This window comes from Streptomyces sp. NBC_00104, from assembly GCF_045160825.1.
In the GTDB taxonomy this organism is placed as follows: Bacteria; Actinomycetota; Actinomycetes; order Streptomycetales; family Streptomycetaceae; genus Streptomyces.
The window spans coordinates 3,628,225-3,652,913 of sequence record NZ_CP108215.1; the positions used below are offsets into that span (position 1 = coordinate 3,628,225).

The window sequence follows — 24,689 nt, forward strand, 5'->3', positions numbered from 1 at the left end:
GTGGGGGGCTTGTGTGCCCCTCCACGAGCCGGGTGTGGCGTGCCGCTAGTTGGCGGCTGGGTCGTCCTGCTTGGCGGCTTCCTCGGCGGCCTGGTCGACTTCGCGGCGGGCGATGTCGATGAGGAGGGCGATCATCGTGGTGAAGTTGCGGACTTCCTTGCAGCGGCCGAAGGCGTATACGGCGCTGGCGAACTCCTCGAACTGTTCGACGGAGGCGACGCCGACGAGGTCTGTGCCGTTGGCGATGGCGGTGATGGCGTCCTTGAAGTCCTCCATCTGGTGTGGGAGGAACATGAGGGTGACCGAGCGCCAGTCGAATTCGCCGTGTGGGATGGCGAGCTTGGTGTCGTCGGGTTCGACGGTGGGGAGCTGGGACTCGTCGAGGCCGGTGGCGATCAGGTCGTCCACGTTGTCGATCATGGAGACGAGGGTGGCGAGGACGTCTTTGTCGGGGTTGCCGTGCAGTTCGTTGTGGGCGATCTGTTTGGCGATGACCTCGGAGCGGCGCATCGTGCGGGTGTCGACGATGACGGGGATGCGGGGCAGGCCGGCGGAGCGTGCGGCGCGGGAGCGGTGGTGTCCGGAGATAACCTCGACGGGGCCCTTGCCTCCGGGCTGGTGGCAGTAGGGCAGGGATTCGAGGGCGCCGCGTTTGCGGATGTTGCCGGTGAGCCGCTCGAAGTGGCGGGGCTGCATCACCTGGGCGTTGATGTCCTGCTCGCGGAGTGTGGTGACCTCGACCCACTTGATGTAGAGGTCTTCGCCGATCTGCATCGTGTCCTGCGGCGGGTGTTCCGTCGACCATGTCGCCCCGGCGCCGACCGGTGTGGGGGTGGGGTCGCTCGCGGGTTCGGGGGCCGGGACCGCGTCGGGGGCCGGTGTGGTCACTTCTTCGCCTTGCTGCGGCTTGCCCGCCATGCCTGCTCCTTGGTCACGAAGGTGGTGAGGGTGTCGGTGATGCTGTCGGTCGACCAGGGCGAGCTGTACGAGAGCTTGTAGCCGTCGGGGTGCTTGGCCCGGCTGTCGAGGGTCATGAGGCCGCGCAGGCCTTTGGCCTCGGGGTGCCGTGTGTACTCGACGGTCACCAGGCCGTTCGATGCGGCGAGGATGATCTCCGAGGCGCCGGTGAACACGAGCTTCGCGGTGTCGCGGCGGATGGCCAGCATGGTGGCGAGCCGGGTCAGGCGTAGCTGGTGGTGGGGGGCGCCGAACGCGAACCGCATCAGGAGATGGCTCGTGTACTTCGTGGCGCCGGGGTACGGGCGGGTCATCGTCTCCGCGCCGTAGCCGATGACGCCGGCGGCCTGGCCGTCGACGGCGACGAGGAGGTTGTACGAGCCGGGCGCGGCGGCCAGGCGGTGCATCCACAGGTCGCGGTAGTAGTCGCACTCGCCGCCCTTGACCGGGATCAGCTCGATGCGGCTCTGGGCGGTCACCTGGTGGTCCGGGGAGATGATCGGGAGGGAGGTGGGGCTGTAGGACCGGGACATGCCCAGGGCGACCTTGGGGCCTCCCGTGAGCTTGAAGATCTCCTCGGGCCGGTTGCTGATGACGTACGCGCGGGCGGTGTCGCCGAGCGGGTGCGCGAACACCGGGGTGGGGTGAGCCGCGATGCCCGTGCGCTCCTCTTGCAGGAACATCAGGAGCGCCGCCTTGCCCTCCATGTGGTCGGCGAGCCGCTGCATGTCGACGTCGGGGTCGAACACCGAGTACGGGGGCTCGGCCCATTCGACGCGCCCGCCGGTGTCGAAGAACTTCTCGAAGCCGGCCTTGTACGTGGGCGGCGCGGCGATGATGATCGCGTGCGGGTCGTCCTCGGCCTCCGCGATGTGGTCCCACATGCACTTCGGGGTGAAGGAGACGCCGCGCAGCCGCTCGGCGATGCTGGTGAGGGAGTCGACCAGGAGCCGTTTGTGGGCGTCCTCCCGCTCGACCATGTCGGTGACGAGGTTGGTCCAGTAGTCGACCTCGGGCTTGGCCTGCATGCGGGCGAGCCAGTGGACGTAGAGGAGGTGCGCGGCCTGCTCGACGAGCGGGCGGTCGGGCAGCTCGACGGGTTCGCCGTCCAGGGTCATGCCGAGGCTGGCGAGGTCGCCTCCTGACACGGCGGTGCCGACAATGCCGGTGTACAGGGTGACGTCGGACGTCTCCATGGCCGCCGGGGGGATGCCCGCGTTGGCGGCGACGAGGGCCGCGGCGAACGAGCCGACGCCGACCTCGACGTACCGCGTGTACGTGTCGCGCGGCAGCTTGTTGAACACCTGCCGGTAGAAGGCTCGGTCTGGGGCTGAGGAGTTGCCGGCGAACAGTACGCCGGGCTGGGCGAATCCAGCGGGCATCGCGATCCCAGGGGGGAGGTTCATGGATCGCTCGGCCCACAACCAGCAGCGTTGGCCGCAAAGGGTAGCCGCTGGGTGATCACCGCGGCGTGCGACGGCCCCGCTCGGTCAGACCGAGCGGGGCCGGTGAAGTGGACCGCGAGGGAGGACTCGAACCTCCAACCTCCGCCTTCGAGAGACGGTGCTCCATCCAATCGAGCTGCTCGCGGTTGTGCTGTCGCCGCCCGAAGGGTAACAGCCGGGGGTGACAGCGGGCCGGGGAGCGTACGGCTCCCCGGCCTGGTGGGGCGGCTAGAACAGGGTCTCGGGTGCCGGTGGCTTGGGCTTGCGGGGCTGGCTGGGTGCCGTCCCGGCCGGGGGCTCCAGCTCTGGGACCTCCCAGCCGTAGCGCTCCTCGAACCATTCGGCCGCCCACCGCCGGTGGCAGGCCTCGCCCAGCTCCGCGACCTTCTCGAAGCACAGCAGGGCGGCCGGGGTCCCGGGGTACTTCCGGGCCAGCTCCTGGAGCCCGGCGAGGATCTCGTGCTCGTACAGGCGGAGCCGCTCGCGGTACACCCGCCGTTCCAGCGGGATGTCGTTCACGCCGGCGAGCGGGCCTTTCATCAGCTCGTACGGGGCGAGGAAGTTGAGGCTGACGTAGCTGTGGCGGAAGAACCGCGGCCGGCCGACGGTGATCCCGACGGGCAGGTAGCCGCTCTCGGAGCGCCAGTTCTGGTAGCGGGTGGTGGCCAGCTCCATCGGCTGGGCGACGGTGATCCGTTCGACGGGCTGTTCTGGGCTGTCGAGGTCGAGCTTTCGGACGTCGAGCACTCGTCTTCTCCTTGTGTGGGTGGTGGGACTCTCTCATCGTTGACCAAACCAGCGGGTTTACCCTCCCTGTCCTGGCTGGTTTGGCTCAGGGGCCCCGGCGTGCGCGGGGCCCCTGTCGCCGCCTGGGTCAGGCGCCGCTGGTGTCGGTGGTGGGGATGGCCTCGGCGTCCGGGGCGATCCGGAGGGCGCCCGCGCGGACGGTGGCCGCTGTGGCGGCCTTGGCCAGGTTCTGGGACGCCTTCGTGGCCACCTGCCGCAGGTGGTCGATGCGCATCCGGTTGCCGGGGATGCCGCCGTGGGCGCCGGCGAGGAGGAGCGCCAGCTCGTCGGGGTCCATGCTGGCGATCTCCTGGAGGATCTCGCCGGCGGCGCCGAGCTTGCCGATCTTGCCGACGAGCCGGTTGCGGTCGGAGATGATGCGCTCGCGCCGGTCGACGTCGGCCTCGTCCAGCTCGGGGAACATACTCTCGTCGCCCATGCCGGGCTGGGGCGCGTCCTCGGCGAGGACGAACATGACGCTCTGGCTGGCCGCTTCCTGCTCCTCGGTGCGCACTCGCTGGCAGAACTGCTCGGCCTCTCGCGGGCTGTTGAACTGGCCCCTCGTCCAGCGGGCGATGAACGCGTTCTGGTTGGCCGGGCTGATCTGCGCCGCGTACCAGGCCAGGCCGACGGGCAAGTGGCCCTTGAGGAGTGCTTCCTGCACGGCGGGCACGAGCTTGAGGAGCTGGAGGCGGCAGTCCACGTAGTTCCAGCTCTTGCCGACCCGCTTGGCGACGTCCAGCGGGGCGAGGCCGAAGTTGATCAGCTTCTGGAATGCCTTCGCCTCTTCGAGCGGGGTCATGTCGGCCCGGCCGAGGTTCTCGGCCACCGACCGGGAGAAGGTCTCCAGCGTCTCGGCGCCGCCTTCCAGGCCGTGGACGACCATCGCGTGCATCTCAGCCAGCTCCGCCAGCTGGGCCGCCCGCCACCGGCGCTCACCGCTGATGATCGTGTACCGCCGGGTGGTGGCCACGTAGCGGACGGTGATGGCCTGCTGCTGGCCGATCTCCCCCATGCTGTCGGCCAACTCCTGGAGCTTCTCGGGGTCGAAGATCTCGCGCGGCTGGTTCGGGTCGCGGTCGATGCGGTCGGTAGGAATCGTCTTGAGCGCGGTCTTGAGTTCGGCCCTGGCCTCCTCGGCCTTGTCGGCGGCCACTTCCCGCCGCTTGCTGACCTTGGTGGGCTCGACCACCTTCTTGACGGGCGCCTTGCGGGCGGCCGTCATCGTCGCCGGCGCCGCCTTCTCGGCCGGGGTCTTCGCGGTGGCCTTCTTGGCGGCCTTGGCGGTGGTGGCGGTCATGGCGTCCTCCAGGGGGTTGGTGGGTGGTTGATCTGCATTCATCATTGCACAAATGATCTTGGACTAACCTCTTACCCAAGATGATTTGGTCAAGATCGTGGAAGGGAACCGCAGGCAGGGCCTCGCCGGGGGCCCGCGCCCCGGTCTGGGCGCGGGCGACGGAGCGCCCGTCAGCGGGTGGCGCCCTCGATCACCGCGACCCCCGTGCGGGGCAGTCGGTCGGGACGCCCGACGATGCGCCAGGGGTAGAAGTCGGGGTGACCGTTGGCCTCGTCCGCGCGGGGGGCGTACTCGACGGCCTCGCCCGCGAAGTCGGTGCGGGGTCCGGCCTCCAGGCGCTTCCCCGCCTGGAGGGCGGCCAGCAGCTCGGTCCTGCTGAGGAAGTCGCGCATCATTGTCAGTTCTCCGATCGATGGATGGCGGTTGATTGATCTGCATTCATGAGGTCAGCGCCGGATGACAACGACCGGGTCACCGTCGGCCAGGCGTCGGCCGTCGCGCAGGGGGACCGCCCCCGCTCCGGTGTTCTCGGCGCGGACGCCGGTGGCCCACAGGAGGGGCCGGCGGGCGGCGTCCGACCGGTCGGGGGCGCCCTCGCCGAACCGGACCGCGGTCTCGACCGTGACCCCCGGGCGGTAGTGGCCCCGGATCGAGTCGCCCTCGCGGATGTCGCTGGCGGGGATGGTGATGATGGCGGCCATGGTGCCCTCCGGGGTGGTGGGGTGGTTGGTTGATCTACATTCATCATTGCGCAAATCCACACGGATAACCTTCCTATCCGGACCGATTTGGTCAAGGAATTATCAAGGAATCCGCAGGTCAGGGCCTTGCCGGGGGCCCGCGCCCCGGCCGGGGCGCGGGCAGTGGGGGTGTCAGATGAAGCGGGCCAGCTCGCGGGCCCCACGGGTGATGATGTTGTCGCCGCCGTGGCGGATCAGGTCGCGGGTGGCCTTGCGCAGCTCGCGGCGGGCCTGCTCACGGTCCTCGATCGACTGCCGGCCCAGCTTCTCGCCGGTCGCAATCAGGGCCTCGCGGTCGAGCTTGCCGCCGCTGACCGCCCGCCGGATCTCGATCGCCCAGCGGGTCTGACCGCTGGCGAGCAGCGCCCCCATCAGGCCGAGCGCGTCGTCCGCGTCGCCCGCGCCTGCGATCAGCTCGATTTCCTCGGTGAGGGCCCTGATGTCCATCGTGCGCCCCCTGGTGGGTGGGTGGTTGATCTGCATTCATCCTTTCGCAAATCCAGGCGGATAACCCCCCTATCCGGGTTGATTTGGTCAAGGAATCGGCAAGAAAACCGCAGGTCAGAGGGCGTTCAGCGGTTCAGGCCTGAACGCTGAACAGCGACTCCTGGACGACCTCCTCGGCCGCCGCCGCTCCGGCCTGCTGCTCTCGGTGCGCCAGGTGCTCGGCGATCGTCCAGTCCACCCACTTCCATTCGGCCAGGAGCGGGCGGCGTCCCCAGCCAGGTTCGCGGAGCGTCGTCAGACCGGCCGCGCGGGCCGCCTGGCGGGCCACGGAGCCGTCGAGGATCAGGAGGTCGGCCCGCACGTCGTGCACGGTGCCGTCGATGTGCAGCCACAGCTCGCACTTCGGGGCGCCGAGGCGGGTCACCATGGCGAGAAGGTGGATGTCTCCCCAGCCGGGGTGCAGTCCACCCGGGCTCACCCAGACCCACGTTCCGGGTTGCACGTCCCCGGGCCCGGCCGGGGTGTGCTCGTAGGGCGGCTCTTGCCGACGGCGCCGGCGGGGCTTGGGCGGGTAGAAGTGGCTCGGCGGGTAGTGCACGGGGCGGGCCGCACTCAGCTCGGCGGCCTCGGCCCTGATGACGTCGGCTGCGGTGTAGCAGCTGGGGCCCACGTGCCAGTTCCGGGGGCCGCGCTTCTCCCACCAGCTGGCCGACCCGCAGACGCAGCGGCCTTCCCGGAGGTGCTCCCCCGCGGTCTCGCACGGCCAGGCCGTGGCGCAGGCCCGGCAGGTGGCCTGTCCGGTGCCCACGCCGAGGGGAAGGTGCGCGTCGGGGAGGCGGGTGATGGGCGGCTGCCAGTCCATCGGGCTGTCCTGTCTGGTGGGGTGGTGGAGGATGGGGGCGGGCCGGGGAGCGTTGCCTGCTCCCCGGCCCGCCGCTGCGCGGTCAGCTCTGGGCCGTCTGCGGCTCGCCGGCCGTCTCGGGTACGGCCAGGACGTGAACGGCGGACCGGGGGCTCGCCGCGCGGGGGCCGGAGCACAGGTACTCGCCCCACTCGTCGTTCACGCGCTTGCCGGTCCCGTCCCAGATGAGCAGCCGCTCGCACTGGGCGCAGTTCCCGGCGTCCTCCCCCGGTGTCCCCTGCGGCCGTTCGGGGGCGGCCTGCGCGGTGTCCGTCTCCGCGTCCGTGTCGGGGTCGGCGGGCAGCTCGGCGCGGTAGGTGTCGGGCTTGTCCGGGACCTGCTTCCAGTCGGCCGCGAGGAGCGGGGCGCTATTGCTGGTGAAGGTGCGGATGTCGAGGAGCGTGTCCCGGACATCTGCGCGGGTTCGGTCGCTCAGCTTGCCGCGCGTGGTCTCGTCGTTGAAGCGCCAGATCGTTTCCTCGCCGTCGTGCACCGCGACCATGACGCTGGCCGTGACACTGATGGCGGTGGCGGTGGGCAACTCTTCGCGGATCGCATGGGCGATGAGGAGCAGGCCGCGGTCGATGACCTCGCGCCGCTTCCTGGCGGCGTCCCGGTAAGCGTCCTCGAAGTATTCGGTCCAGAAGGCCTTGCTGGGCATGTGGGGTGGTTCCTTCCGCTGTCGGGGTGGGTGTGGTCTGGCGGGCCGGGGGCGTTGCCTGCCCCCGGCCCTGGGTGCGGTGGCTACGAGTTCGCCCGGTCGAAGCTCTGGAGGGCGACAACGGCCTGGCCCAAGTTCTCGACGCCGTAGATGCCGATGCCGGCGACGTCGATGGCGCTCAGGTCGTCGTCCGCGATGAACGCGGTCGTGCAGCCGTTGGCGATGGCGGAGCGGACGGCTTCATTGACGTCGGCCACGGGCCGAACTCGGCCGTCGAGGCCGAGTTCGCCGATGAACGCGACGTTGGCCATGGCGTTGGGGCCGTAGTGTCCGGCCGCGCCGAGGATTGCGGAGGCGAGGGCGAGGTCATGCGTGCTGCCCAGGGGGCGGCCGGTGACGGTCTCGACGGCGACCGTGACGCGGCCGGTGGGCCAGTCGTAGCCGCCGTTGACGATGGCCGCGCGAATGCGGTCCATGGTCTCCCGCTCGTAGCTGACGCCGCCGATGGTGAACCAGTTGGGGCCGGGGCCGACCGTCGCGTGGATCACGGCGGCGGACTCGCCGGAGGCGCGCACCTTGGCCCGGCCCTGGCTCGTGGTGTTGGCCTCGGCGGGCCAGGCGACTCCGAGGCCGCGCTGGTCGGCGTCGACGACGAGGCCAGTGCGGTACAGAGCGTCGCCCACCACGTAGTTCGGGGTGGTGACGTCGTCGAGGACGTCACCGGGCTGTGCGGTGAGGACTGCGTACTTCAGGTTGAACAGGTTGCCGTCCTCGGTGAGGACGCCGTCGCTGATGACTCCGGTCCGGGTGGGGCGGGCGATGCTGGCCATACCGATCTCCTTCTTGGGGTGGTGGGGGCGGCCCGGGGCCGACCGTGGCGGCTCCGGGGCGGGCGGCGCGCACCGGGCCCGTGGGCCCGTCGCGCCGTCCGCTCCGGGGGCGGCCGGCTGGCCGCCCGGCCTGGTCAGAGCCCGAACTCGCAGTACTCGCAGAACGTCGTGCGGACCTCGCCCGCGTTGTTGATGAGCGCCGTCAGCTCCGACTCGCAGTCCTCGCAGGTGCCGAGGTCCGTCGCCGGGAGCGGGGTCGTCATCCGGCCCGCGGGGGGCAGGGTGGGCGCCGGGGTGGTGACCGGGCGGACGCTGTTGCTGAGGTAGATCGCCATCGTGTGCTCCCTGGGTTGGTGTGGTGTGTTACTTCAATCATTGACCAAAACATCTCGGATTACCCTCCCTATCCAAGGTTATTTGGTCAAAGAATCGTCAGGAAGCCGCAGTTCAGGCGGTCAGGGCGTACCGGCTGACCTCCTCGCCGGTGATGCACTCGGCGAGCAGGCACATCAGGACTTCGGCCGCCGGGGGCGTGACCGCATTGCCGTACTGGCGGACCCTGTCCCGCTTCGTGCCCAGCACCTTGTAGGTGTCGGCGAACGCCATCGCGCGGCCGATCTCGTGGGGCTGCAACATCCTGAACAGGACGTCATTGATGTCGAACTCGCCGGTGAGCAGCGCGTACCGGTCGCGGGTGGTGAGGGCACCGACGGGGTCGATGACGGGGCGTGCGGTGCCGTTGCCGTAGTAGGGGAGCAGGAGCGATTCCTGCTCGTACGCGGCCGGGACGGCGGCCAGGCCGTGATGGTTGCCGGAGGCGCAGACGGTGGCGAGCGGGTCGCCGATCGGGCGGGCGTCACTGCCGCCGCCCCGGATCTCGGTAATGAACGGCAGGTAGGCCAATCCGGCCTCGGCCCTGGTGGTCTGGGTGTTCATGACGTCCCAGATCGGGCGGGCGTTCTTGCCGTCGCGGCCGTCGCACGGGACGAGGAGGGGCGGGACCGCGATGCCGTCCGATTCGCGGGTGGTGCGGGTCGGCATCGGGTCGAAGAGGCTTGCGGCCGAGTCTCGCCAGGTGCCGCCGGTGGGCACCAGGAGCGGGCGGACGTACTTCTCAAAGCCCTTCTCGATGCGGCGCATCGTCTTGTCCGCGAGCGGGTTCTTGCGGTCGCCGATCCGCTGGCCCTTGACGGCCCAGTCGATGGCCGCCGCAGCCGGGAGGACTTCGGGCTCGACGATCTGGTGGCCGCACTTGGTGTTCGGGCATCGGTAGTCGTACTGGCTCTTGTACCGGCCCATGTCGACGCCGGGCCGCCGGAACACCTGGTCGGCTTGGATCCACTCGGCGCAGCCGGTGCAGAAGGCCTTGGGGGCGAGCCACTTCGTGAAGTTCGGGGTGCGGCCGAGGCTCTTGTGCCAGTACACGAAGTACAGGCGGTCGCGGCTCTGCGGGGCGCGGTGTACCGAGCGCGGGTCGGCGTGCATGGAGTTCAGCGCGACCAGCTTGGTGCGGTAGCCCATCTTGTGGAACTCGCCGACCCAGTCGTCCCACTCCGACCAGGCCCGGACGTCGGTGACGTTTTCGACCACGCCGGCCTTGACGAGCCTGCCGCGCTCGATGACGCCCCGCAGATACAGCGGGACTTCTTCCATCAGCGCCCGACTGGCTTCCTCCTCCGCCGTGGGGCCGTCGCCCTCGGCGGGGTCCTCGTCCTCACCGCCGAACTTCTCCTCCTCCATCTCGGCGTACAGGTCGAGGAGGTCACCCTGCACGGCCTTGGCGAACGACCGCTTCTTGCCCTGGGCGATGCTCCACTTGGTGCACTCCGGCGAGGACCAGTGGATGTCTGCGACCGGCCAGGCCCAGACCGGGGCCTTGCGGATGTCGCCCATGTAGTGCGCGACGTCGGGGAAGTTCTCGCGGTGCGAGTCGAGGGCCTGCTTCCAGTGGTTGGCGGCCCTGGTGACCTTGACGTTGGGAACGGCGTCCGTGCCCTGAGTGGACCCGCCGGCCCCACAGAACCAGTCCATGACCGTCAGCTCGGTGCCGTCGTGCTTGTACGCCTTGATCTGGCGAGGGGACGGCATGGCCGGGCTGGAGGCCCAGGCGGTGGTGGTGGAGGAGAGGAAGGGCATCGGTCGTTCCGTTCTGTGTGGGTGGTGGATACGTCCTCATTCTTTGGTTAAATCCGCCGGGATATCCTCGTTATCCCGGCGGATTTGGTCAAAGAATCGTCAGGAAAGCCGCAGGTCAGGCCGCGTGGCGGTGTCCGGGCTCGAAGGGGATCATCGGCATCAGGTCGTCCGAGATCGCGTACCAGCACCAGCCATGGCCGCCGACCGCGTACCGGCCGGACACAGACGGCTGGAGGACCTCGACCGCCTGCTCGTGACGGTCACCGCCGAGGTACATCCAGCAGACGACCGTGACGACCGCGTGGGCCGTGCGCTCGACCGCGCCGTCACGCATGCGCTCGACCGTGCCGTCAAGCACGTGGACCGTGTCGATCGAGCCGTGCCCGTACCGGGCGGCGTCGGCCTGGGTGTCGGTCGCGATCCGGCGCACGGTGTCGAGGTCGAACCAGGGCCGCACGCATCCGTCGCGCTGGTCGGCGGGGTTCACCAGGGCCGGGTAGTGGTCGCGCTCGTTCGCGCACACCATCACCTCGACCATCGGCTCGGGTGCTGGGGACGGGCCGGGAGGGGTCTGGTTCGTCATGTGACGTCCTTGTCTCGTGTGGGTGGGGGTCGGGGGGGCGGGCTAGGAAGGGAACGTGAGCCGGTAGACGTGGGCGGAGCACTCGTCCGGGACGTGCTCCCATCCGGCTGCGGCCGGGCCGATGGCGGTGATCTCGTCGAGGGCCTGTCGCAGGGCCTCGTCCGCCGCGCCGAGCGTCTCGGTGTCGTACACGCCGTCGTCGGCCGAGTCGATTTCGGTGTCCCCGGCGTATACCGAGATGACGTGTGGGCAGCCCTCGTGGATGTCGATCAGGGCGGAGGTCGCTTCGGGGGCCAGGGTGCGCAGGATGCGGCCGACCTTCCATGTGGCGGCTTCCAGTGGCGTCGAGGGCTGGCCGTCGCGGGTGAGGCCGCACGGGCACTCGGTCTCGTGCCAGTCCTCATACGAGCCGCAGAGGCAGGACCAGGTAGCGAAGTGCCAGGTCCATTCCCAGCCGCCGATGCCGTACAGGCCCTCCGCGTTGGGCTGGATAACCTGGGCGGCCTCCTCGCCCTCCTCGTTGTGGTCCATGTACATCCAGCGGATGTGGAGGACGACCGCCCGCGGTTCGCCTTCGCCGCCGGGCTCGATGGCCTTCGGCGTCGGGCCGATGACCAGCTCGCTGCTGACGGCCGCCTCAAGCCCTTCGTCGAGCTGGTTCCAGCGGATGCGTACGACGACCGCTTGCGGCTCGTGTTCGCTGTCGGTGCCGCCGTCGATGACGTGGACGCTGTCGGCGCTGTCGGCGCGGCCGTCGATGACGTGGATGGTGTCGGTGCAGTCGAAGCCGTACTCGTCGGCTATCTCCTGGGTTCGGGTGGCCAGCTCGCGGGAGGTGTCGAGGGTGAAGTACGGGCTCAGCCAGCCGTTCCAGCGGTTCGTGGGGTCAACCCGACAGTCGTACGGTCCAAGGGTGTCGTCGATGCAGATGCGCGTCTCGATGCTGTGGAGCCGGTGGGCCACCCGAAGGATCTCGGCCGGCTCGCGGCGGCCTTCCCACCGGCCGTCCTCGTCCTCGAATTCGGCGGCCAGCGTCTCGCAGAGCTGCTCGTACAGGGCCTTGCGGTGGGCGCGGGTGCCGTCGGTGCGGCTGGCCCGCCATGCGCCCTCCCAGGCGTGCCGGTCGAAGTCGGCCGTGGGCGGCAGGCCGGCGGCCACCTGGAGGAGGACCCTGCGGTCGAGGAGTGCGCGCCCCTCGGCGTAGATGCCGAACTCTTTGACGCGGGCCTGGAGGATCTGGGCCACGGTGGAGACCGCGGCGGCCAGTTCGGTCCTGGGGATGGCTGGGGTCGTGCTGGTCATGACGGGTTGCCTCCGGGCAAGTGGGTGGTGGGCGCCCCGCCCGGCGGGCGGGGCGCGGAGGGTGGTGGGGTCAGGCCGTAAAGGCCGCGAGCCACTCGCTCGTGCGGGCCGAGAGCCGCTTGGCGCCCGCGTTGGCCATGAGGGCGTCGATCTCGCGGGTGGTCTCGGTGAAGCGCTCGGGGGTGAAGTGCTCGCCCATGTGGAGGGCCAGGACGAAGTCCCAGGCCTTGCGGGCCGCGGCCCTCATGGCGTCGCGCTCGGGGCCGCGGGCCATCCATTCGGAGCGGTGGCCGGCGACGTCGGCGTAGCCGTCGATGAGGGCCGCGGTGGTGATGGCGTTGGTGGTGGTGGCGTTGGTGGTGGCCATGTCGGGCTCCTTGGGGTTGGTGGGTGGTTACACATTCATCCTTGGTGAAATGCGGCCGGATTACCCTCCTTATGCAGGCTGATTTGGTCAAGAGATCGACAAGGAAACCGCAGGTCAGGCCGTGGCGAACAGGTCGAGCTGGAGCGGCTGGCGCTGGTGCCATCCGTGGGTGGGGAGGGAGCCGTCAGGGTCGGCGTCCAGGCGGAGGAGGACGGTGCGGATGCTCGTGCCGGACGGCGTGAAAGCGTCGGCGGGCAGCGGGATCAGCTCCCCTTCGGCCAGGGCAATCAGCTCGCGGAACTCGCAGGTGGCGCGGTCACTGTGCCAGGTGACGTACTCGGGCAGGATCGCCACGAGGGTGCCGCCGTCGCGGAGGAAGCCGAGGGCGTGCATGACGTGCCCGATGGCGTTGTTGAACGGCGGGTTCATCACGACCCGGTCGTACGGCTCGTCGATGGCGAGCGGGTCGAGGTCGAGGAAGTCGCCGTGGATGACGCGGCGGGCAGCGCCCAGCTCGCGGAGGGCGTGGACGCGGCGGGCGTCGATCTCGACGCAGTCCACGATGCCCATCTCCTCGGCGGCCCGCTTGACGATCGAGCCGACGCCGGCGGACGGCTCCAGGACGGTGTGGCCGACCCGGATCGAGGCGTGTTCCAGCATGTCGTAGACGACGGCGGGCGGGGTCGGGTACCAGCCCTGTTCGAACTTCGAGGGCCACTCACCGGCCGCGAGGCAGGCCCGCATGAACTCGGCCACCGGGAAGGGGAAGGTGTGGGCCCGGACCGCCTTGCGGCCGTCCCACCGGCCGCCGATGTCCTTGAGGATCACGTTGAGCCGCTTGTACAGGGCGTCGTCGAGCTGGAAGGGGATCTGTACGCGGTCGCCGCTGATGACGGTGCGGGGGTCGGTGAGGACGGCGTGGATGTCGCCGGGGATCTGCATGAGCTGCTCCTTCGTGCGTGCGGGCATGGCTGGGGGCGCCCCGTCCGCCGGGCGGGCGGGGCGCTGTGGGTGGGGGTGGGTCAGGCGTCGAGGTCGAGAGCGGCGGCCCGGACGAGGTCGATGCCCCAGGCCGGCCGCCGGTCACGGTCGGGCAGCTCGGTGCACAGGGGCTCCCAGACGTGCCGGTTGTCGTCGTTCAGGTGGACGGTCCACTCGCTCATGCCGTGGATGCCGTTTCCGGCTTCGCTCGCGCCGACGGCCTCGGTGAAGGTGCGCTCATCACCCGCGGCCGTCCAGTACCGGCCGGTGGGGAACAGCGACCCGTCCTCGCCCTCGACGAGTTCGGCGCGCACCGCGTCGAAGGGGGCGGCGGCTTCGTGGCCGGTCAGGATGTCGCGGACCGCCGCGGCGGTCACGATCGCCATGACGCGGCCGAGCCGCTCGTTCGCCTGCCGTGCCGCCTCCAGCGCCTCGGTGGCCGCCGTGCCGAGCACGCGGGCGTCGGGGAGCTGGTAGGCCGGGCGCGTGGGGGCCTGGCCGGTCAATGCCGAGGCGGGCGCGGTCAGGCAGTCGGCGATGAACGCGGCGCACTCAGCCGTCTCGGTCGCCGCGTCGGCCTTGCTGGTGCCGCTGAACAGGGCGTGGTCGGTGGTGCCGTCGTTGTAGTGCACGCGCCAGGTGCCAGCCCAGTGCTCCATGAGCGCGTCCACGAATACCCAGTCTTCGCGTGCCTCGTAGACGTAGGCGACCAGGCGGGGCGTACCCACGCCCGGGAAGGTGTCGCCCTCCATGTTCACGAGCAGCCAGGAGTTACCGGCGTCGTTGTCGGTGTGGACTGTGACGCCCCGCTCGGTCAGGGCGAGGGTCATCCGCTGGCGGGCGGTCAGGGGTTGGGCGGCCTCGTGTGCCGTGATGGGCTGGTCGGTCATGGGGTGCCTTTCTGGGGTGGAGGGGTCCGGCCCGGCGGGCGCCGGGCCGGGAAGCCGGTGGGGCCGGTCAGTAGAGGTGGCCGACGTGGCCCGCGAGGGAGCGGGCGATGACGTCGATGCCGTCCCCGGCGCTGACCGGGAGGGTGAGGCCCTCGTTCAGCTGGTCGTTGTTCAGGCGGTATTCGCCGGCCGCGCCGATGGTGAGGGTGAACGGGGTGCCGTCCCAGGCCCGCAGCTGGGCGGTGGTGTCGTCCGGGCCGGGCTCGGCGCCCCACAGGTCGCCGATGTGTTCGAGCGCGGCCTGGGCGATGTCGTACGCCGAGAAGGCGGCCAGGGCTCGGGCGGCGGCTTCGGCGGTGCGGGCGTTGGTGAACTCGCCGCCGGTCCAGCGGTGGAGGAACGGCGTTTGCAGGCCGGCGGGCAGGCGGGAGATGTGCCAGGCGAGACCGATGGGGAGCCGGTTCTCGCCGAGGGCGGCCTGGCCGTCGGGGCAGAGGTCGAGGAGTTCCATGCGCGAGCGGACGTAGGCGGGGAGCTTGCCTGTCCTGGCGGCGATCCCGTGGGTGCTGTACCGCTTGCTGAGCCGGTGGAAGAGGACGGCTTCCTCCAGCGGGGTGATGCCGGGCTGGCCGATGCGCTCGGCGACCGCGTCGATCAGGTTCTTCATGGCGTCGTCCTGGGTGTCGTTCAGGACGAGGGCCTCGACGGTGATGCGGGCGTGGCGCTGGGCGGTGCGGATGGCGTCCTCGCCGAGGACGAGGACGTAGCCGTGGGGGCTGGGCACGTAGCGGACGACGGGCCGCTGGTGGAGGTTGGTCACGGCGTCGGCGAGGACGTCGGGGTCGAGGATGTCGAGGTGTTCGCGGATCGGGGCCGTGTACCGGCGGATGCTGTCGATGGGGATCGTGCGGACGATGGCGGGCATGGGGTGCCTCCTTGCGGGCATGGGTGGGGGCGCCCCGCCCGGTCAGGCGGGGCGCCGTGGGTGGGGGTGGGTCAGGTGGTGGCCGCGCCCCGGGTGGCGCTGCTCTCGTCCCTGATGAGGGCGCAGGCGTAGCGCTCGGCGTGGCCGGCGCTGGAGAAGCCGCCGGTCCGCCAGCGGCTGATCATGAGCTGCTGGTTCTCGGGGCTGAGGCAGCCGATGTAGTAGCCGAGGTCGACGGGCAGGACGCGCCGGTCGGCCAGGCCCTGGCCCTCGGGGATGAGGGCGAGGAGGCCGAGGCGGTGGCACACGGCCTCGGGGCCCTCGCCGAACATTTCGCCGATCTCCAGCTCCGAGTAGCCGCCGTCGACCAGGAGCTGAAAGAGCTTGGCCTGCGCGAGGGGGGTGGAGTGGGGTGCGGCGGCCTCGTCGGCGATGGCCTGGGCGAGGTGGCGGGCGAGCCATTTGGCGGTGGTGATGGCGGGCATTCGGGCCTCCGTGGTGGGTGGTGAAGTGGTGACACATTCATCCTTGCCCAAGCGCCTTTTGATTACCTTCCCTAACCAAGCTGATTTGGTCAATGAATCGGCAAGAAAGCCCAGGTCAGAGCCCCTCCGGCTGCTCGGCGAGCTTGGCGTCCATCTCGTCGCCGCTCATCCGGCCGGTGACCTTGTCGTAGGGCAGGGTGCTCGTGCGCGTACCGAGCTGGTTGGCGCGGTTGTAGACCCGGGCCCGGTGGTCCACCGACCTCGGGACGCTCAGCGTCTTCGCGTTCACCCGCAGGACCAGGTACCAGCGCTCTCCGGTGCGCAGGTAGTCGCCGGGGGTGAAGTCGGCCGGGCCCCAGATCTTGACGCCCTCGGCCTCGACGGCCTTGATGTGGGCCTCCCACTCGCGGATCTGCTCGCACAGGTCGAGGTGGTCGGCGTCGAGCCGGGCGAGGTCGTCGACGAGCGCCTCGGGGTCGATCAGGTGTCCCGCCTCGGCGCTGCTCTCGGCGGCCCGGACGGTCGCTTCCATCTGCCGCTCGATGTTCCGCCGGTCGGCGTTCAGCCGCTCCAGCCGGCGCAGGGTGGTGCCGGGGCCCTTCCGTCCCTCCTCGTAGTACGCCGCGGCGTCGGCCCGACTCCGGCAGCGGTCCGCGTCCCGCTGCTCCTCGGCGGCCTGGCCGCAGAGGCGGCGGGCGCGCCGGAGGTCGTTCATGTGCTTCCCGGCCGAATAGTGGTCGGTCTTCACCGGCTCGCCCTGGTAGCTCGCCGCGATCCGCAGGCCCTCCGCCCACTTGGCATCCGAGGACTCCTGCAGACGGTCGGCCTTCGTGTCCAGCCGTTCGGCGCGCTCCCCCGCCCGCACGTAGCGCTCCTGCTCGGCGGCCTGGAAGGAGCGCCGTACGGTCTCGTCGATGTCGAGGGTGACCGTGTGCCCCTCGGTCTCCAGAGAGGCCTTGGCGCCTCGGATTCTGCGCTGATCGGAGGCCCTGTCCCGCGAGCCCCGCAGGTAGATGAATCCGACGGTGCGGGCGTAGCGGAAGCCGAACGGGTTCAGCAATTCCAGAATGCCGTCATCGGGCTCGGAGCCGTGAACGAGCGTGCCTTCCGCTCGGGTGTGCTTGATCGTGATGTCGGCCATGCCGGGGTTCCTCCTGGTGGTGTGTGGTCAGCGGGTGTCACTGTCAGGCGGTGAAACTCTTCTCGTAGCCGTCGAGGTCGGCCACGCAGTCCCCGCGGTCGCCCCGGCAGACGGGCACGCCGCAGCAGTAGGTGTCTCCCCTGGGGAGTAGCTGGTCGGGACGGGTCCTGTGCGAGCCGCAGTAGGCGCAGTGGGCGCGGCTTGGCCCGGGGCAGCCGGTGACGGGGTCCGGGGTGGCGGTCTGCTGGTCGACCTGGGCGCGGGCCTCGTTGCGGGCGTCGGCCCAGGCCCGCATGAGGTCGGCTCCGACGGCGCCGGCAGCCTCGCCCGGGGTCTTGCCGCCGTCGAGCCCGGCGAGGAAACCGGCGGCGATCATGGTGGTGGCGCTGTCCCGGGTGAACGTCTCGACCAGGCTGTCCGGGCTCAGGTGCGGGAACGACTCGTGGAGGGAGAGGGCGGCGAAGGCGGCGATCTTGCCGACGGCCTCGCCGAGGTCGTCCGCGGTGATGGCGGTCTGGGCGGTCATGGGGTGCCTTTCTGGGGTGGAGGGGCCCGGCCCGGCGGTCGCCGGGCCGGGGAGGAGCCGGCCGGGTTTAGAACGCGAAGGCTTCGGTGTCGGAGAGGAAGGCCCGGTAGCCCGCGTATTCGAGGCGCTGGGCCTCGTTCGTGAGGGCGCATGAGCTGGAGCTAGGGCCGCTGTGGAGGACCCGGCTGGTGAGGCGCTTGCGGAGCCGGGTGAACACCTCGGCCTCGCTCTCGTCTCCGGCCTCTTCCATGAGCATCCGGTAGGGGAGGGCGGTCGCTGCGGCCTCCATGACCCTGCGGATGGCGCTCGGGTCGATGCCCTGGGTCATGTCGGCCATGGCCTCGGCGAGGGCGGTGCGGGCGGCGTGCTCGCGGTTGATCGCGTTCGAGGCCAGCGTGGTGAGGACCTTGATGGTGTTGGCGTCCATGTCTGCTCCCTGGGGGTTGTTGTGGTGGTTGGTGACACATTCATCATTGGTTAAATGCGACGGGATTACCCTCCCTATCCAAGTCAATTTGGTCAAAGAATCGTAAAGAGGTCTGGCTAGTTGCCTGCCGTCGCCAGGCCGAAGAGGTCCAGCTGCTCGGGCGTCTCCTCGTCGGCCGCCATCGGAGGCAGCTCCTCCACCGGCTTCTGCCTGAGCTTCGGCAGCTCCGGCTTCGGCTGCGGGTTCTCCACGTCCGCCCGCAGTTCGGCCACCACGTCCGAGTCGAGGTGGTGTTCGGCGATCTCCTCCTCGGTCGGCACCCAGCCGGCGAGCCGCCGCTGGAGCCGGAAGCGGATCCCGTGGACCTTCGCCCAGGCTTCCCAGAGCCGGTCTTCGCGGTCCTCCCAGGCCGCCAGCCGCCCGGACGCCTCCCAGAACGCCGCGCTGGCCGCCTTCCGCTTCGCCTCGTCCTCCCTGGCCTGCTCGGCGAGCCTGCGGGCCTGGTCACCGTGGAGGAGGGGGCGCAGCCGCCCGCACTCCTGCTGCCGGTCCATCTCCACCGGCCTGGGCAGCCACCGCTTCCAGACGGTCACGGCCCGGCGGCCGTCGGCGGTGACCCGGATGGGCCGCCGCTCGAACTCGTCGGGCTCACCGACGACGAGGAACCCGGCCTTCACGAGTGGGTGGAGGCGGTGTTCGGCGACGATGCGGCTAGCGGCGCCGGGGAGGTCCTGTCGGCGGAGCGTGCCGTCAAGGAACCGGTAGAGCCAGCCTGCGGCGGCGGCGATGGCGAGGTCTGCCTGACCGGCCGACCAGCCGAGCGCGGCGGCCTGCTGGCGCTGGAGGCGCCGTTCCTTCGGGTCCTCGGCGGGCGGGGCGGGCTCGTCGACGGGGGCCTCGTCGGCCGCCGGGGGCTCCTCGACTGGCGCCTCTTCGACGGGCGCCGGGGGTTCCTCGGCCGGGGGCGGAGGCGCCGGCTGCTCGTCGACCGGCGGGGCCGCGTCCTCCAGCTGCTCGGGCGCGGCCTCCTGGACGTCGCCGCCGTTCGTGTCCGGGGCGGGCTCGATGGCGTGGACGATGCCTCGGGCCGGGGAGCCGCTCCACCTGTCTCCCCGGTAGGTGTAGCCGCGCTCGGCCAGAAGCCGGGTGACAGCGGCCAGCAGGGACCGCGTCCACACCGACTCGGTGAACTTCTCGCCGTCCGGCGCGGTGATCGTCTCCGGCTTGTGGAGCTTGTGCGGCTGGCCCTTGCCGTCGAGCCAGGTCAGCGTTGCTTCGGTGGCATCCCACCGGCATTCGACCTTCACGCGCTTGGGGATCTTCGGGTCGCTGCGCTTCTTCGGCTTCGGCTTCGCGGCCTGGGCCGCGCGGACCGCGCTCGCCGGCTGCGCCTCGGAGGCCTCCCGCGCGGACTTCGTGCCGGGTACCTTCCCGTCGGCCAGGAAGGCCCGCATCGCCTCGTCCGGACAGCGGGCCTCCACCTTCGTGTAGTCCATGCCGAACGTGTGGACCGATCCGGCATGCCTGGCGTCCTCCAGCGTCATCACCCGCTTGGGCATCAGCCGCAAGTTCCAGGCGATGGACAGCGTCTTGGGGTTGACCCGGTGCACCTGGTACCAGGAGCGGCTGTACATCGCGAAGTCGCCGGGCGCGAAGTCGTCGGCCTCCCACAGCTTCACACCGTCCGCCTTGGCCTGCTCGACGACCCTCTCCCAGCCGGCGATCTCCTCGTTCAGGTCCTCAATGCGGCGCTCGTACTGGCCCGGGTCGTAGCCCCGCTCGGTCGCCTGGTCGCGGTAGCGCTCCTGCTGCCGCAGCTCCGCGCCGAGCTTCTCCAGCCGCCGCCGGGTGCGGTTGGGGTCGTAGCGGCGCTCCTCGTACTTCTCGGCGGCCTCCGCGCGGTGGCCCCAGTGCGTGGCCTTCTTCTCCTCCTCGATCGACTTCCGCATGTTGGTGTCGCTGCGTGCGAGAGCGCGGCGGTGGCCGCGCTCGCTGTAGTGGCCGCGAAGGACCGGCTGGCCGGGCTCGATGCCGTCGAGCGCGCTCAGGGCCGCCTTGTGCCGGGCGTCGGAGTTGCGGGCGGCCCGGTCGGCGCGGTCGCCGAACCGCTCGGCGCGGCCCTCGGCCCGCTCCAGCCGCTCGGCCTCCGCCTCCTCGAAGCTGCGCCGCTGGCTCTCGTCAATGTCGACGGTCACCTCCCACCCAGCCTCGCGCAGGGCCGCTGTCGCGCAGTCGATGCGCCACCGCTGGGCCTCGTTGTCGCGCGAGCGCGGGATGCCGAGCATGCCGAGCGACCGAAAGGACCGGAAGTTGAACGGCCGGACGAGCTCGTATGCACCGTCGCCCTTGGTGGAGCCGTCGAGGAGCGTGCCCTCCGCCCGCGTGTGAGTGATCGTGATGTAGCCCTTCGGCGTCGGCTTCTCGGCCGGGGGCTCGTCGGCCGGGGGCTGCTCGCCCTCGTCCGGCTGCGCCGCGTCCTCGAGGAACTCCGTGCCGGCGGTCGCCTGCTCAGGCTCAGGCTCGGGGGTGGGCTCAGGCTCAGGCTCCGGGGTGGGCTGGGGCTGGGACTGAGTGGGCGGCTCCTCGCGGACCCGCTCGCGGATCCCGTTGCTGATCGTGCAGTGCGGGCGGCCCTTGTCGCTGTAGCGGACGTTCACGGTGAAGGTCCAGCCGCCGTCTTCGGCTGTCCAGCGCTCGATGTCGTCGGCGTGGGCCGCGACCATCTCGTCCGCGTGCTTGGTGAGGGTCAGGACGCGGGTGGCGACGCGCTCGCCGTTGCGGTACTCGCCTTCCACGCGGAAGTCGCTGCCCTTGCCTTGGGTGAGGCCGAGGCGGCGCAGGACGCGGGCGATGGCGATGCTGGGGGTTGCGGCGGTCTTGGTGACGGCCATGGTTTCCTCCTTCGGGGATGCGGGCGGCCCGGCCCCCGTGGTGGGGGCCGGGCCGGGTGGTCAGTGGACGCGGGTGGCGGCCATCGCGGCTTCGACGATGGGGAAGGACTGGGCCCAGGTGGCGGTGGCGTCCACGTATTCGCTGCCGCCGAATCCCTCGCGGCCGACGATGCTGGCCTTACCGCTGCCCTTGGGGAGCCGCACGAAGTAGGTGTAGCCGTCGTGGTTGACCTGGGTGGTGAGGCCGAGGTTCGTGGACGTCCAGTAGGTGTTGGTGGCTGCCGCCGCGAAGATGGCGTTGGTGGTGGTGGCGTCCATGTCGGGCTCCCTGGGGTTGGTGGTTGGTGACACATTCATCATTGACTAAATGAACCTGGATAACCTCTATATCCAAAGTGATTTGGTCAAGGAATCGGCAAGTATTCCCAGGTCAGCGGCCGTCGAGGGTGGACAGCTGGCGGACCAGGCACCAGCCGTCGAACCGGTGGCCCGCCACGGCCCGCTCGTATGCCGTGCGCTGGTCCTGCCGGATCTCGCCGTTGTCATCGACGCACGTGGCGATCTCGGCGTCGAACTGTTCCAGCAGTTCGGTGGCCTGATCCGCGAGGTCGTCGAGGTCGCGCTGCCGCTGGTGCTCGGGGCGCAGGTCGTTCCAGTGGATCCCGCGCTCGCCGTCCGGCAGGCCCTCGTGCGACTCGTCGGCGAGCACCATGCAGTCGGGCGTCTCCTCGGCCACGATGTGCCAGGCGAGGGCCAGCGCCCAGGCCTTCTCGGTGGAGCAGGCGGTGACGACGTACCGGGTGGGGCGGCCGGTGCTGTACCGGCCGGGGTCGGCGACGGTGACGGTGAACGGCCGCTCCCTCTGGCTGTAATCGGCGGGCAGGTTGCCGTAGAGGGGCTCGCCGCCGTAGCGCTCGGGGGTCTGGATGTCGTTCGTCTCCATGGTGGTGGTTCTCCTTCTGCGTGTGCGGTGGCGGGATGGGGCGGGGTTGAAGGTCAGTTGGCGCGGTCCGCGAGGTGCGCCCGGAGGGCCTCGCCGGCTGCTCGTACGCGCTCGGCCGTCCAGCCGGAGCCGGTCAGCGTCAGCCGGGCCATCTGGCACCGGGTGTCTTCCGTGGCGGTGACCTGCACGGTCATGGGCCGCACCTCGACGCCGAAGCGGATGCGGCCGGTGGGCTGCGGCGTCATCTCCGGTACCTGCATCCAGCGGACCGGTACGCGCTCCTCATTGGCGCCCTCGGGCCCGGGGCAGGCGTGGGAGATCGCGTTCAGTAGTTCGGTGTCGTGCGTGCACTCCCCCGCGCAGTGCAGGGATGCGACCCGGCAGCGGGCCACCCGGAACGCGTGCCGGGCGAAGGAGGGCCGGGCGCGGGTGGTGATCACGCAGCCCAGGGCGGGGACGCGTGTCGTGCGCTCCAGCCAGAAGCCTTCGCCGTGCTCGTCCGCGTACATGCGGCCGATGTCCCAGCCCTGCACTCGGGCCGCTTGGTCCCAGGTCCACGGCTGCCGGTCGCCGTAGTTGCGGTCGTCGGGGCCGGTGGTGACCCACAGCCTGTAGCCGTCGGGGCCGCCGAACAGTGCGTCCGTCGCGAAGACTGGCTCGACACGGACGAGGACCCGCGGGGCGTTCACTGGGACGACGGTGCACTGTCCGTACAACGCCTCTCGCACCGGACAGCCGTCGCACTGTCCGCGCCGGATGCACGGGCCGAACCCGCCCCAGCGGGCCCGGCGCGTGTCCTGGGATTCCAGCAGCGCGCCCCAGCGCCGGGGGCGCAGGGCGCACTGGGCGAGAAATCCGCCATGATGGGCGTTGAGGCTCAGCCGGTTCCACCCTTTGCCGTCGGGTCCTGCGGCTGGGGCTTCGGGCGCTTGGAGGTGGAGGGGCATGTCCCCTGCCTTTCTGTGGGGTCGGGCGTCCGGGCGGTGGCCGCCGAGCTGGGCGGATGCCGCCCGGACGCTGTTGGGGCGGTGAGTCAGGAGAAGTTGGTCTGGTCGGCGTGCTCGCCGCCGCGCTTCCAGATGAGCGCCCGGACGTGGGACGCGGGGACCTCGTAGAACAGGCGGCCCGCGAGCGGCTCGCCATCCATGCGGGTCAGCCGGAGCTCGCGCTCCTCCAGCTCCCAGGCGTCGCCGCGGGGGGCCTCGATCGTCTCGGGCAGGTAGACGTTCACGTAGCCGTCGCCGGCGGTGGCCTCGATGGCGATGATCTGGTCGTCGGCCAGGCGGATGCGGAGCATGGGGCGGCGGCCGGTGCCGGTGCCGTCGGCCACGGCCTGGTCGAAGCGGTTGAGGGTGGGGTCGCTCTGGTCGGCGTGCTCGCCTCCGTGCTTCTCAATGAGCTTGCGGACGTCGACCACCGGGATCTCGTAGAAGTGGCGGCCGTCGACCGGGTCGTCTCCGGCGGTCAGCCACGCCTCCCAGTTGTCTTCCAGCTCCCAGGCGTCGCCGGCGGGGGTGGCGATCTCGTTGGGCAGGTAGACGTCGACCTCGCTCGCGCCGGGGGCGGCCTTGATGCTGATGACCTGGCCATCGGCGAGGCGGAGGTTGTAGTGGACGTCGTTGGTGCCGTCGGTGAGGAAGCCGTCGAAGTGGGTGGCGGTCATGGCTGCTACTCCGTTCTTGGTGGGTGGTGGTGACATCTTCATTCATTCACCTAGCCGGTCTGGATAATCTCGATATCCAGACCGATTTGGTCAAAGAATCGGCAAGTTATCGCAGGTCAGGAGCCGTCCGGCTCCTCCGGAGCCTGGATGGTGAGGCCCTGCCGTCCGAACAGCGCCCGCAGCTGGTCGTCGTCGTCCACGCTCATCCGGGCCACGACCAGGTCCGTCACGTCGCGGTGCTCGGCACAGGCGGCCAGCCCGTACCCGCTCGTGGCGCTGATGATGAATGCGGCGTGGGCCTGCCCGCCTCCGAGGAGGTGAGCCACGCAGGACATCTCGAAGAAGCTGGGCACTTCGCGCTGGGATGTGTCGGCCATGACGGCGGTCCTTTCGCTGGAGTGGAGGGGGTCAGGTGCGGGGGTGGCGGTCGGCGTTGGCGGTGAGCCAGGACGCCAGGGACATGGCGGCCTGGGCGCACTCGGCGGACAGGTCGAGTCCGGCCGGGCAGACGAACAGCTCGTCGACGTATTCGCCGGTGCCGTCGTACAGGTGGGCCGACCACGGCTCGTCATGCTCGCCGGCGGGCCGGTCGGCGTGCTCGCCGGAGGAGATGAGCACCCTCGGGCCGGTGTGGGCCTCACCCTCGTCGGCGCTGCGGTCGACGGCCACCAGGACGCAGGAGACGCCGCGGTCCTCGTGAAGGAAGGCCGGGATGCCGAACTCGGCGAGCGCCACCACCAGCTTGCCGCCCTCGTGCGACCGAGCACGGGCGGCGGCCTTCTCGGCGTAGCGCTGCTGGGCGAGCAGGTGGAACGGCGTCTTGCCCCGGTTGCACGGCCGGTCGTTGTCGGCGGCGACCACGGCCGCCAGACGCTCGTGCTTGTAGTGCACGGCCGTCAGGACGGTCAGGGCCCAGGTCACGGTCTCGTCGGCGGCGGCGTCGAGCTGGCCGCTGTGGATGACGGTGTTGCGGCGCTTCTGGAGTTCGAAGTCGTCGCGGGCGAGCTTCTCGCTCACCGCGCCCAGCGGCTTCATGTCGCCGACCGGGCCGAGGGCGGGCGCCACGGCGTAGTCGATGCCGACCGGGGAGAGGTGGAAGTCGTGGGCCTCCATCAGGTCACGGGCCTCCTGCAGAACGTCGAGCGTCTCAGCGGGCAGTCGGCGGCCGTCCTGGATCGGATAGGTCGGCGCGGTGAGGGCCGCGAAGCGGAGGCTGGCGGCCAGGCGTCCGATGTGCCAGGGGTCGGGGTGGTGGGCGCGGTCCTCGACGATTCCGGCGAGGAGGGTCAGGCGTCGGGCGACGTCCTCGGTGGGGGTGGCGGTGGTGGCCATGGATGCTCCTTCGGGTCGTGTACGGGCGAG

Annotated in this window: 29 protein-coding genes and 1 tRNA gene; all 30 read right to left on the reverse strand. The window is 70.6% G+C overall.

What is annotated here, in order from left to right:
• Positions 1–45: 45 nt before the first annotated feature.
• Positions 46–918, reverse strand: coding sequence for a ParB N-terminal domain-containing protein (locus OG272_RS15820; RefSeq protein ID WP_405893741.1), 873 nt, complete (start codon positions 916–918; stop codon positions 46–48).
• On the reverse strand, positions 885–2,339 hold the full coding sequence (locus tag OG272_RS15825) for a hypothetical protein (protein WP_405893742.1): 1,455 nt from the start codon (positions 2,337–2,339) through the stop codon (positions 885–887). The genes OG272_RS15820 and OG272_RS15825 overlap by 34 nt, the downstream gene beginning before the upstream one ends.
• Before the next feature lie 132 nt (positions 2,340–2,471).
• Positions 2,472–2,548, reverse strand: a tRNA-Arg gene (locus tag OG272_RS15830).
• 82 nt (positions 2,549–2,630) lie between these two features.
• Positions 2,631–3,149 (reverse strand): hypothetical protein, encoded by a 519-nt coding sequence (locus OG272_RS15835; protein ID WP_405893743.1) that lies wholly within the window; start codon positions 3,147–3,149, stop codon positions 2,631–2,633.
• Positions 3,150–3,276: 127 nt separating this feature from the next.
• The gene (locus OG272_RS15840) at positions 3,277–4,533 is read right to left on the reverse strand and encodes a ParB/RepB/Spo0J family partition protein (RefSeq protein WP_405893744.1); all 1,257 of its coding nucleotides are present in this window, start codon (positions 4,531–4,533) and stop codon (positions 3,277–3,279) included.
• A gap of 125 nt (positions 4,534–4,658) precedes the next feature.
• Entirely contained in the window at positions 4,659–4,883 is a 225-nt protein-coding gene (locus tag OG272_RS15845) for a hypothetical protein (protein WP_405893745.1), read from the reverse strand.
• A gap of 51 nt (positions 4,884–4,934) precedes the next feature.
• A complete protein-coding gene (locus tag OG272_RS15850) occupies positions 4,935–5,249 on the reverse strand; it encodes a hypothetical protein (protein WP_405893746.1) in 315 nt (104 codons plus the stop codon).
• 111 nt (positions 5,250–5,360) lie between these two features.
• Positions 5,361–5,711, reverse strand: coding sequence for a hypothetical protein (locus OG272_RS15855; RefSeq protein ID WP_405893747.1), 351 nt, complete (start codon positions 5,709–5,711; stop codon positions 5,361–5,363).
• 97 nt (positions 5,712–5,808) lie between these two features.
• A complete protein-coding gene (locus OG272_RS15860; protein WP_405893748.1) occupies positions 5,809–6,537 on the reverse strand; it encodes a hypothetical protein in 729 nt (242 codons plus the stop codon).
• Between the two features lie 82 nt (positions 6,538–6,619).
• Positions 6,620–7,237 (reverse strand): hypothetical protein, encoded by a 618-nt coding sequence (locus tag OG272_RS15865; RefSeq protein WP_405893749.1) that lies wholly within the window; start codon positions 7,235–7,237, stop codon positions 6,620–6,622.
• Between the two features lie 83 nt (positions 7,238–7,320).
• The gene (locus OG272_RS15870) at positions 7,321–8,067 is read right to left on the reverse strand and encodes a magnesium chelatase domain-containing protein (protein WP_405893750.1); all 747 of its coding nucleotides are present in this window, start codon (positions 8,065–8,067) and stop codon (positions 7,321–7,323) included.
• Positions 8,068–8,201: 134 nt separating this feature from the next.
• On the reverse strand, positions 8,202–8,402 hold the full coding sequence (locus tag OG272_RS15875; RefSeq protein WP_405893751.1) for a hypothetical protein: 201 nt from the start codon (positions 8,400–8,402) through the stop codon (positions 8,202–8,204).
• A 112-nt stretch (positions 8,403–8,514) separates the two neighbouring features.
• Positions 8,515–10,203 (reverse strand): DNA cytosine methyltransferase, encoded by a 1,689-nt coding sequence (locus tag OG272_RS15880; protein ID WP_405893752.1) that lies wholly within the window; start codon positions 10,201–10,203, stop codon positions 8,515–8,517.
• Between the two features lie 115 nt (positions 10,204–10,318).
• Complete coding sequence (locus OG272_RS15885; protein ID WP_405893753.1) at positions 10,319–10,786, reverse strand: hypothetical protein; 468 nt, start codon at positions 10,784–10,786, stop codon at positions 10,319–10,321.
• 42 nt (positions 10,787–10,828) lie between these two features.
• Entirely contained in the window at positions 10,829–12,088 is a 1,260-nt protein-coding gene (locus tag OG272_RS15890) for a hypothetical protein (RefSeq protein ID WP_405893754.1), read from the reverse strand.
• Positions 12,089–12,158: 70 nt separating this feature from the next.
• On the reverse strand, positions 12,159–12,455 hold the full coding sequence (locus tag OG272_RS15895; RefSeq protein ID WP_405893755.1) for a hypothetical protein: 297 nt from the start codon (positions 12,453–12,455) through the stop codon (positions 12,159–12,161).
• A 114-nt stretch (positions 12,456–12,569) separates the two neighbouring features.
• Entirely contained in the window at positions 12,570–13,424 is an 855-nt protein-coding gene (locus OG272_RS15900; protein ID WP_405893757.1) for a class I SAM-dependent methyltransferase, read from the reverse strand.
• Positions 13,425–13,477: 53 nt separating this feature from the next.
• Positions 13,478–14,326, reverse strand: coding sequence for a hypothetical protein (locus OG272_RS15905; RefSeq protein WP_405893759.1), 849 nt, complete (start codon positions 14,324–14,326; stop codon positions 13,478–13,480).
• 67 nt (positions 14,327–14,393) lie between these two features.
• Positions 14,394–15,251: a ParB/RepB/Spo0J family partition protein gene (locus tag OG272_RS15910; RefSeq protein WP_405893761.1), complete on the reverse strand. Its 858-nt coding sequence runs from the start codon at positions 15,249–15,251 to the stop codon at positions 14,394–14,396.
• A 71-nt stretch (positions 15,252–15,322) separates the two neighbouring features.
• Positions 15,323–15,736 (reverse strand): hypothetical protein, encoded by a 414-nt coding sequence (locus OG272_RS15915; RefSeq protein ID WP_405893763.1) that lies wholly within the window; start codon positions 15,734–15,736, stop codon positions 15,323–15,325.
• Between the two features lie 115 nt (positions 15,737–15,851).
• Entirely contained in the window at positions 15,852–16,877 is a 1,026-nt protein-coding gene (locus OG272_RS15920) for a DUF3560 domain-containing protein (protein ID WP_405893765.1), read from the reverse strand.
• Between the two features lie 43 nt (positions 16,878–16,920).
• Positions 16,921–17,403, reverse strand: coding sequence for a hypothetical protein (locus OG272_RS15925; protein ID WP_405893767.1), 483 nt, complete (start codon positions 17,401–17,403; stop codon positions 16,921–16,923).
• A 67-nt stretch (positions 17,404–17,470) separates the two neighbouring features.
• Entirely contained in the window at positions 17,471–17,830 is a 360-nt protein-coding gene (locus OG272_RS15930; RefSeq protein WP_405893768.1) for a hypothetical protein, read from the reverse strand.
• A 116-nt stretch (positions 17,831–17,946) separates the two neighbouring features.
• Entirely contained in the window at positions 17,947–20,721 is a 2,775-nt protein-coding gene (locus tag OG272_RS15935) for a DUF3560 domain-containing protein (protein WP_405893770.1), read from the reverse strand.
• A gap of 60 nt (positions 20,722–20,781) precedes the next feature.
• Entirely contained in the window at positions 20,782–21,039 is a 258-nt protein-coding gene (locus OG272_RS15940; protein WP_405893771.1) for a hypothetical protein, read from the reverse strand.
• 112 nt (positions 21,040–21,151) lie between these two features.
• Positions 21,152–21,664 (reverse strand): hypothetical protein, encoded by a 513-nt coding sequence (locus OG272_RS15945; RefSeq protein ID WP_405893772.1) that lies wholly within the window; start codon positions 21,662–21,664, stop codon positions 21,152–21,154.
• Positions 21,665–21,717: 53 nt separating this feature from the next.
• Positions 21,718–22,353, reverse strand: coding sequence for a hypothetical protein (locus tag OG272_RS15950; RefSeq protein WP_405893773.1), 636 nt, complete (start codon positions 22,351–22,353; stop codon positions 21,718–21,720).
• A 344-nt stretch (positions 22,354–22,697) separates the two neighbouring features.
• Positions 22,698–23,327 (reverse strand): hypothetical protein, encoded by a 630-nt coding sequence (locus tag OG272_RS15955; protein WP_405893774.1) that lies wholly within the window; start codon positions 23,325–23,327, stop codon positions 22,698–22,700.
• 116 nt (positions 23,328–23,443) lie between these two features.
• The gene (locus OG272_RS15960) at positions 23,444–23,704 is read right to left on the reverse strand and encodes a hypothetical protein (protein WP_405893775.1); all 261 of its coding nucleotides are present in this window, start codon (positions 23,702–23,704) and stop codon (positions 23,444–23,446) included.
• Positions 23,705–23,735: 31 nt separating this feature from the next.
• The gene (locus OG272_RS15965) at positions 23,736–24,659 is read right to left on the reverse strand and encodes a hypothetical protein (RefSeq protein WP_405893776.1); all 924 of its coding nucleotides are present in this window, start codon (positions 24,657–24,659) and stop codon (positions 23,736–23,738) included.
• Between the last annotated feature and the right edge of the window lie 30 nt (positions 24,660–24,689).

Bases quoted from the DNA above. Each gene is read 5' to 3' on its own strand.
- OG272_RS15820 (WP_405893741.1), bottom strand. From the start codon at position 918: ATGGCGGGCAAGCCGCAGCAAGGCGAAGAAGTGACCACACCGGCCCCC.
- OG272_RS15825 (WP_405893742.1), bottom strand. From the start codon at position 2,339: ATGCCCGCTGGATTCGCCCAGCCCGGCGTACTGTTCGCCGGCAACTCC.
- OG272_RS15840 (WP_405893744.1), bottom strand. From the start codon at position 4,533: ATGATGAATGCAGATCAACCACCCACCAACCCCCTGGAGGACGCCATG.
- OG272_RS15845 (WP_405893745.1), bottom strand. From the start codon at position 4,883: ATGATGCGCGACTTCCTCAGCAGGACCGAGCTGCTGGCCGCCCTCCAG.
- OG272_RS15855 (WP_405893747.1), bottom strand. From the start codon at position 5,711: ATGCAGATCAACCACCCACCCACCAGGGGGCGCACGATGGACATCAGG.
- OG272_RS15860 (WP_405893748.1), bottom strand. From the start codon at position 6,537: ATGGACTGGCAGCCGCCCATCACCCGCCTCCCCGACGCGCACCTTCCC.
- OG272_RS15865 (WP_405893749.1), bottom strand. From the start codon at position 7,237: ATGCCCAGCAAGGCCTTCTGGACCGAATACTTCGAGGACGCTTACCGG.
- OG272_RS15870 (WP_405893750.1), bottom strand. From the start codon at position 8,067: ATGGCCAGCATCGCCCGCCCCACCCGGACCGGAGTCATCAGCGACGGC.
- OG272_RS15875 (WP_405893751.1), bottom strand. From the start codon at position 8,402: ATGGCGATCTACCTCAGCAACAGCGTCCGCCCGGTCACCACCCCGGCG.
- OG272_RS15880 (WP_405893752.1), bottom strand. From the start codon at position 10,203: ATGCCCTTCCTCTCCTCCACCACCACCGCCTGGGCCTCCAGCCCGGCC.
- OG272_RS15885 (WP_405893753.1), bottom strand. From the start codon at position 10,786: ATGACGAACCAGACCCCTCCCGGCCCGTCCCCAGCACCCGAGCCGATG.
- OG272_RS15890 (WP_405893754.1), bottom strand. From the start codon at position 12,088: ATGACCAGCACGACCCCAGCCATCCCCAGGACCGAACTGGCCGCCGCG.
- OG272_RS15895 (WP_405893755.1), bottom strand. From the start codon at position 12,455: ATGGCCACCACCAACGCCACCACCACCAACGCCATCACCACCGCGGCC.
- OG272_RS15900 (WP_405893757.1), bottom strand. From the start codon at position 13,424: ATGCCCGCACGCACGAAGGAGCAGCTCATGCAGATCCCCGGCGACATC.
- OG272_RS15905 (WP_405893759.1), bottom strand. From the start codon at position 14,326: ATGACCGACCAGCCCATCACGGCACACGAGGCCGCCCAACCCCTGACC.
- OG272_RS15910 (WP_405893761.1), bottom strand. From the start codon at position 15,251: ATGCCCGCCATCGTCCGCACGATCCCCATCGACAGCATCCGCCGGTAC.
- OG272_RS15915 (WP_405893763.1), bottom strand. From the start codon at position 15,736: ATGCCCGCCATCACCACCGCCAAATGGCTCGCCCGCCACCTCGCCCAG.
- OG272_RS15920 (WP_405893765.1), bottom strand. From the start codon at position 16,877: ATGGCCGACATCACGATCAAGCACACCCGAGCGGAAGGCACGCTCGTT.
- OG272_RS15925 (WP_405893767.1), bottom strand. From the start codon at position 17,403: ATGACCGCCCAGACCGCCATCACCGCGGACGACCTCGGCGAGGCCGTC.
- OG272_RS15930 (WP_405893768.1), bottom strand. From the start codon at position 17,830: ATGGACGCCAACACCATCAAGGTCCTCACCACGCTGGCCTCGAACGCG.
- OG272_RS15935 (WP_405893770.1), bottom strand. From the start codon at position 20,721: ATGGCCGTCACCAAGACCGCCGCAACCCCCAGCATCGCCATCGCCCGC.
- OG272_RS15940 (WP_405893771.1), bottom strand. From the start codon at position 21,039: ATGGACGCCACCACCACCAACGCCATCTTCGCGGCGGCAGCCACCAAC.
- OG272_RS15945 (WP_405893772.1), bottom strand. From the start codon at position 21,664: ATGGAGACGAACGACATCCAGACCCCCGAGCGCTACGGCGGCGAGCCC.
- OG272_RS15955 (WP_405893774.1), bottom strand. From the start codon at position 23,327: ATGACCGCCACCCACTTCGACGGCTTCCTCACCGACGGCACCAACGAC.
- OG272_RS15960 (WP_405893775.1), bottom strand. From the start codon at position 23,704: ATGGCCGACACATCCCAGCGCGAAGTGCCCAGCTTCTTCGAGATGTCC.
- OG272_RS15965 (WP_405893776.1), bottom strand. From the start codon at position 24,659: ATGGCCACCACCGCCACCCCCACCGAGGACGTCGCCCGACGCCTGACC.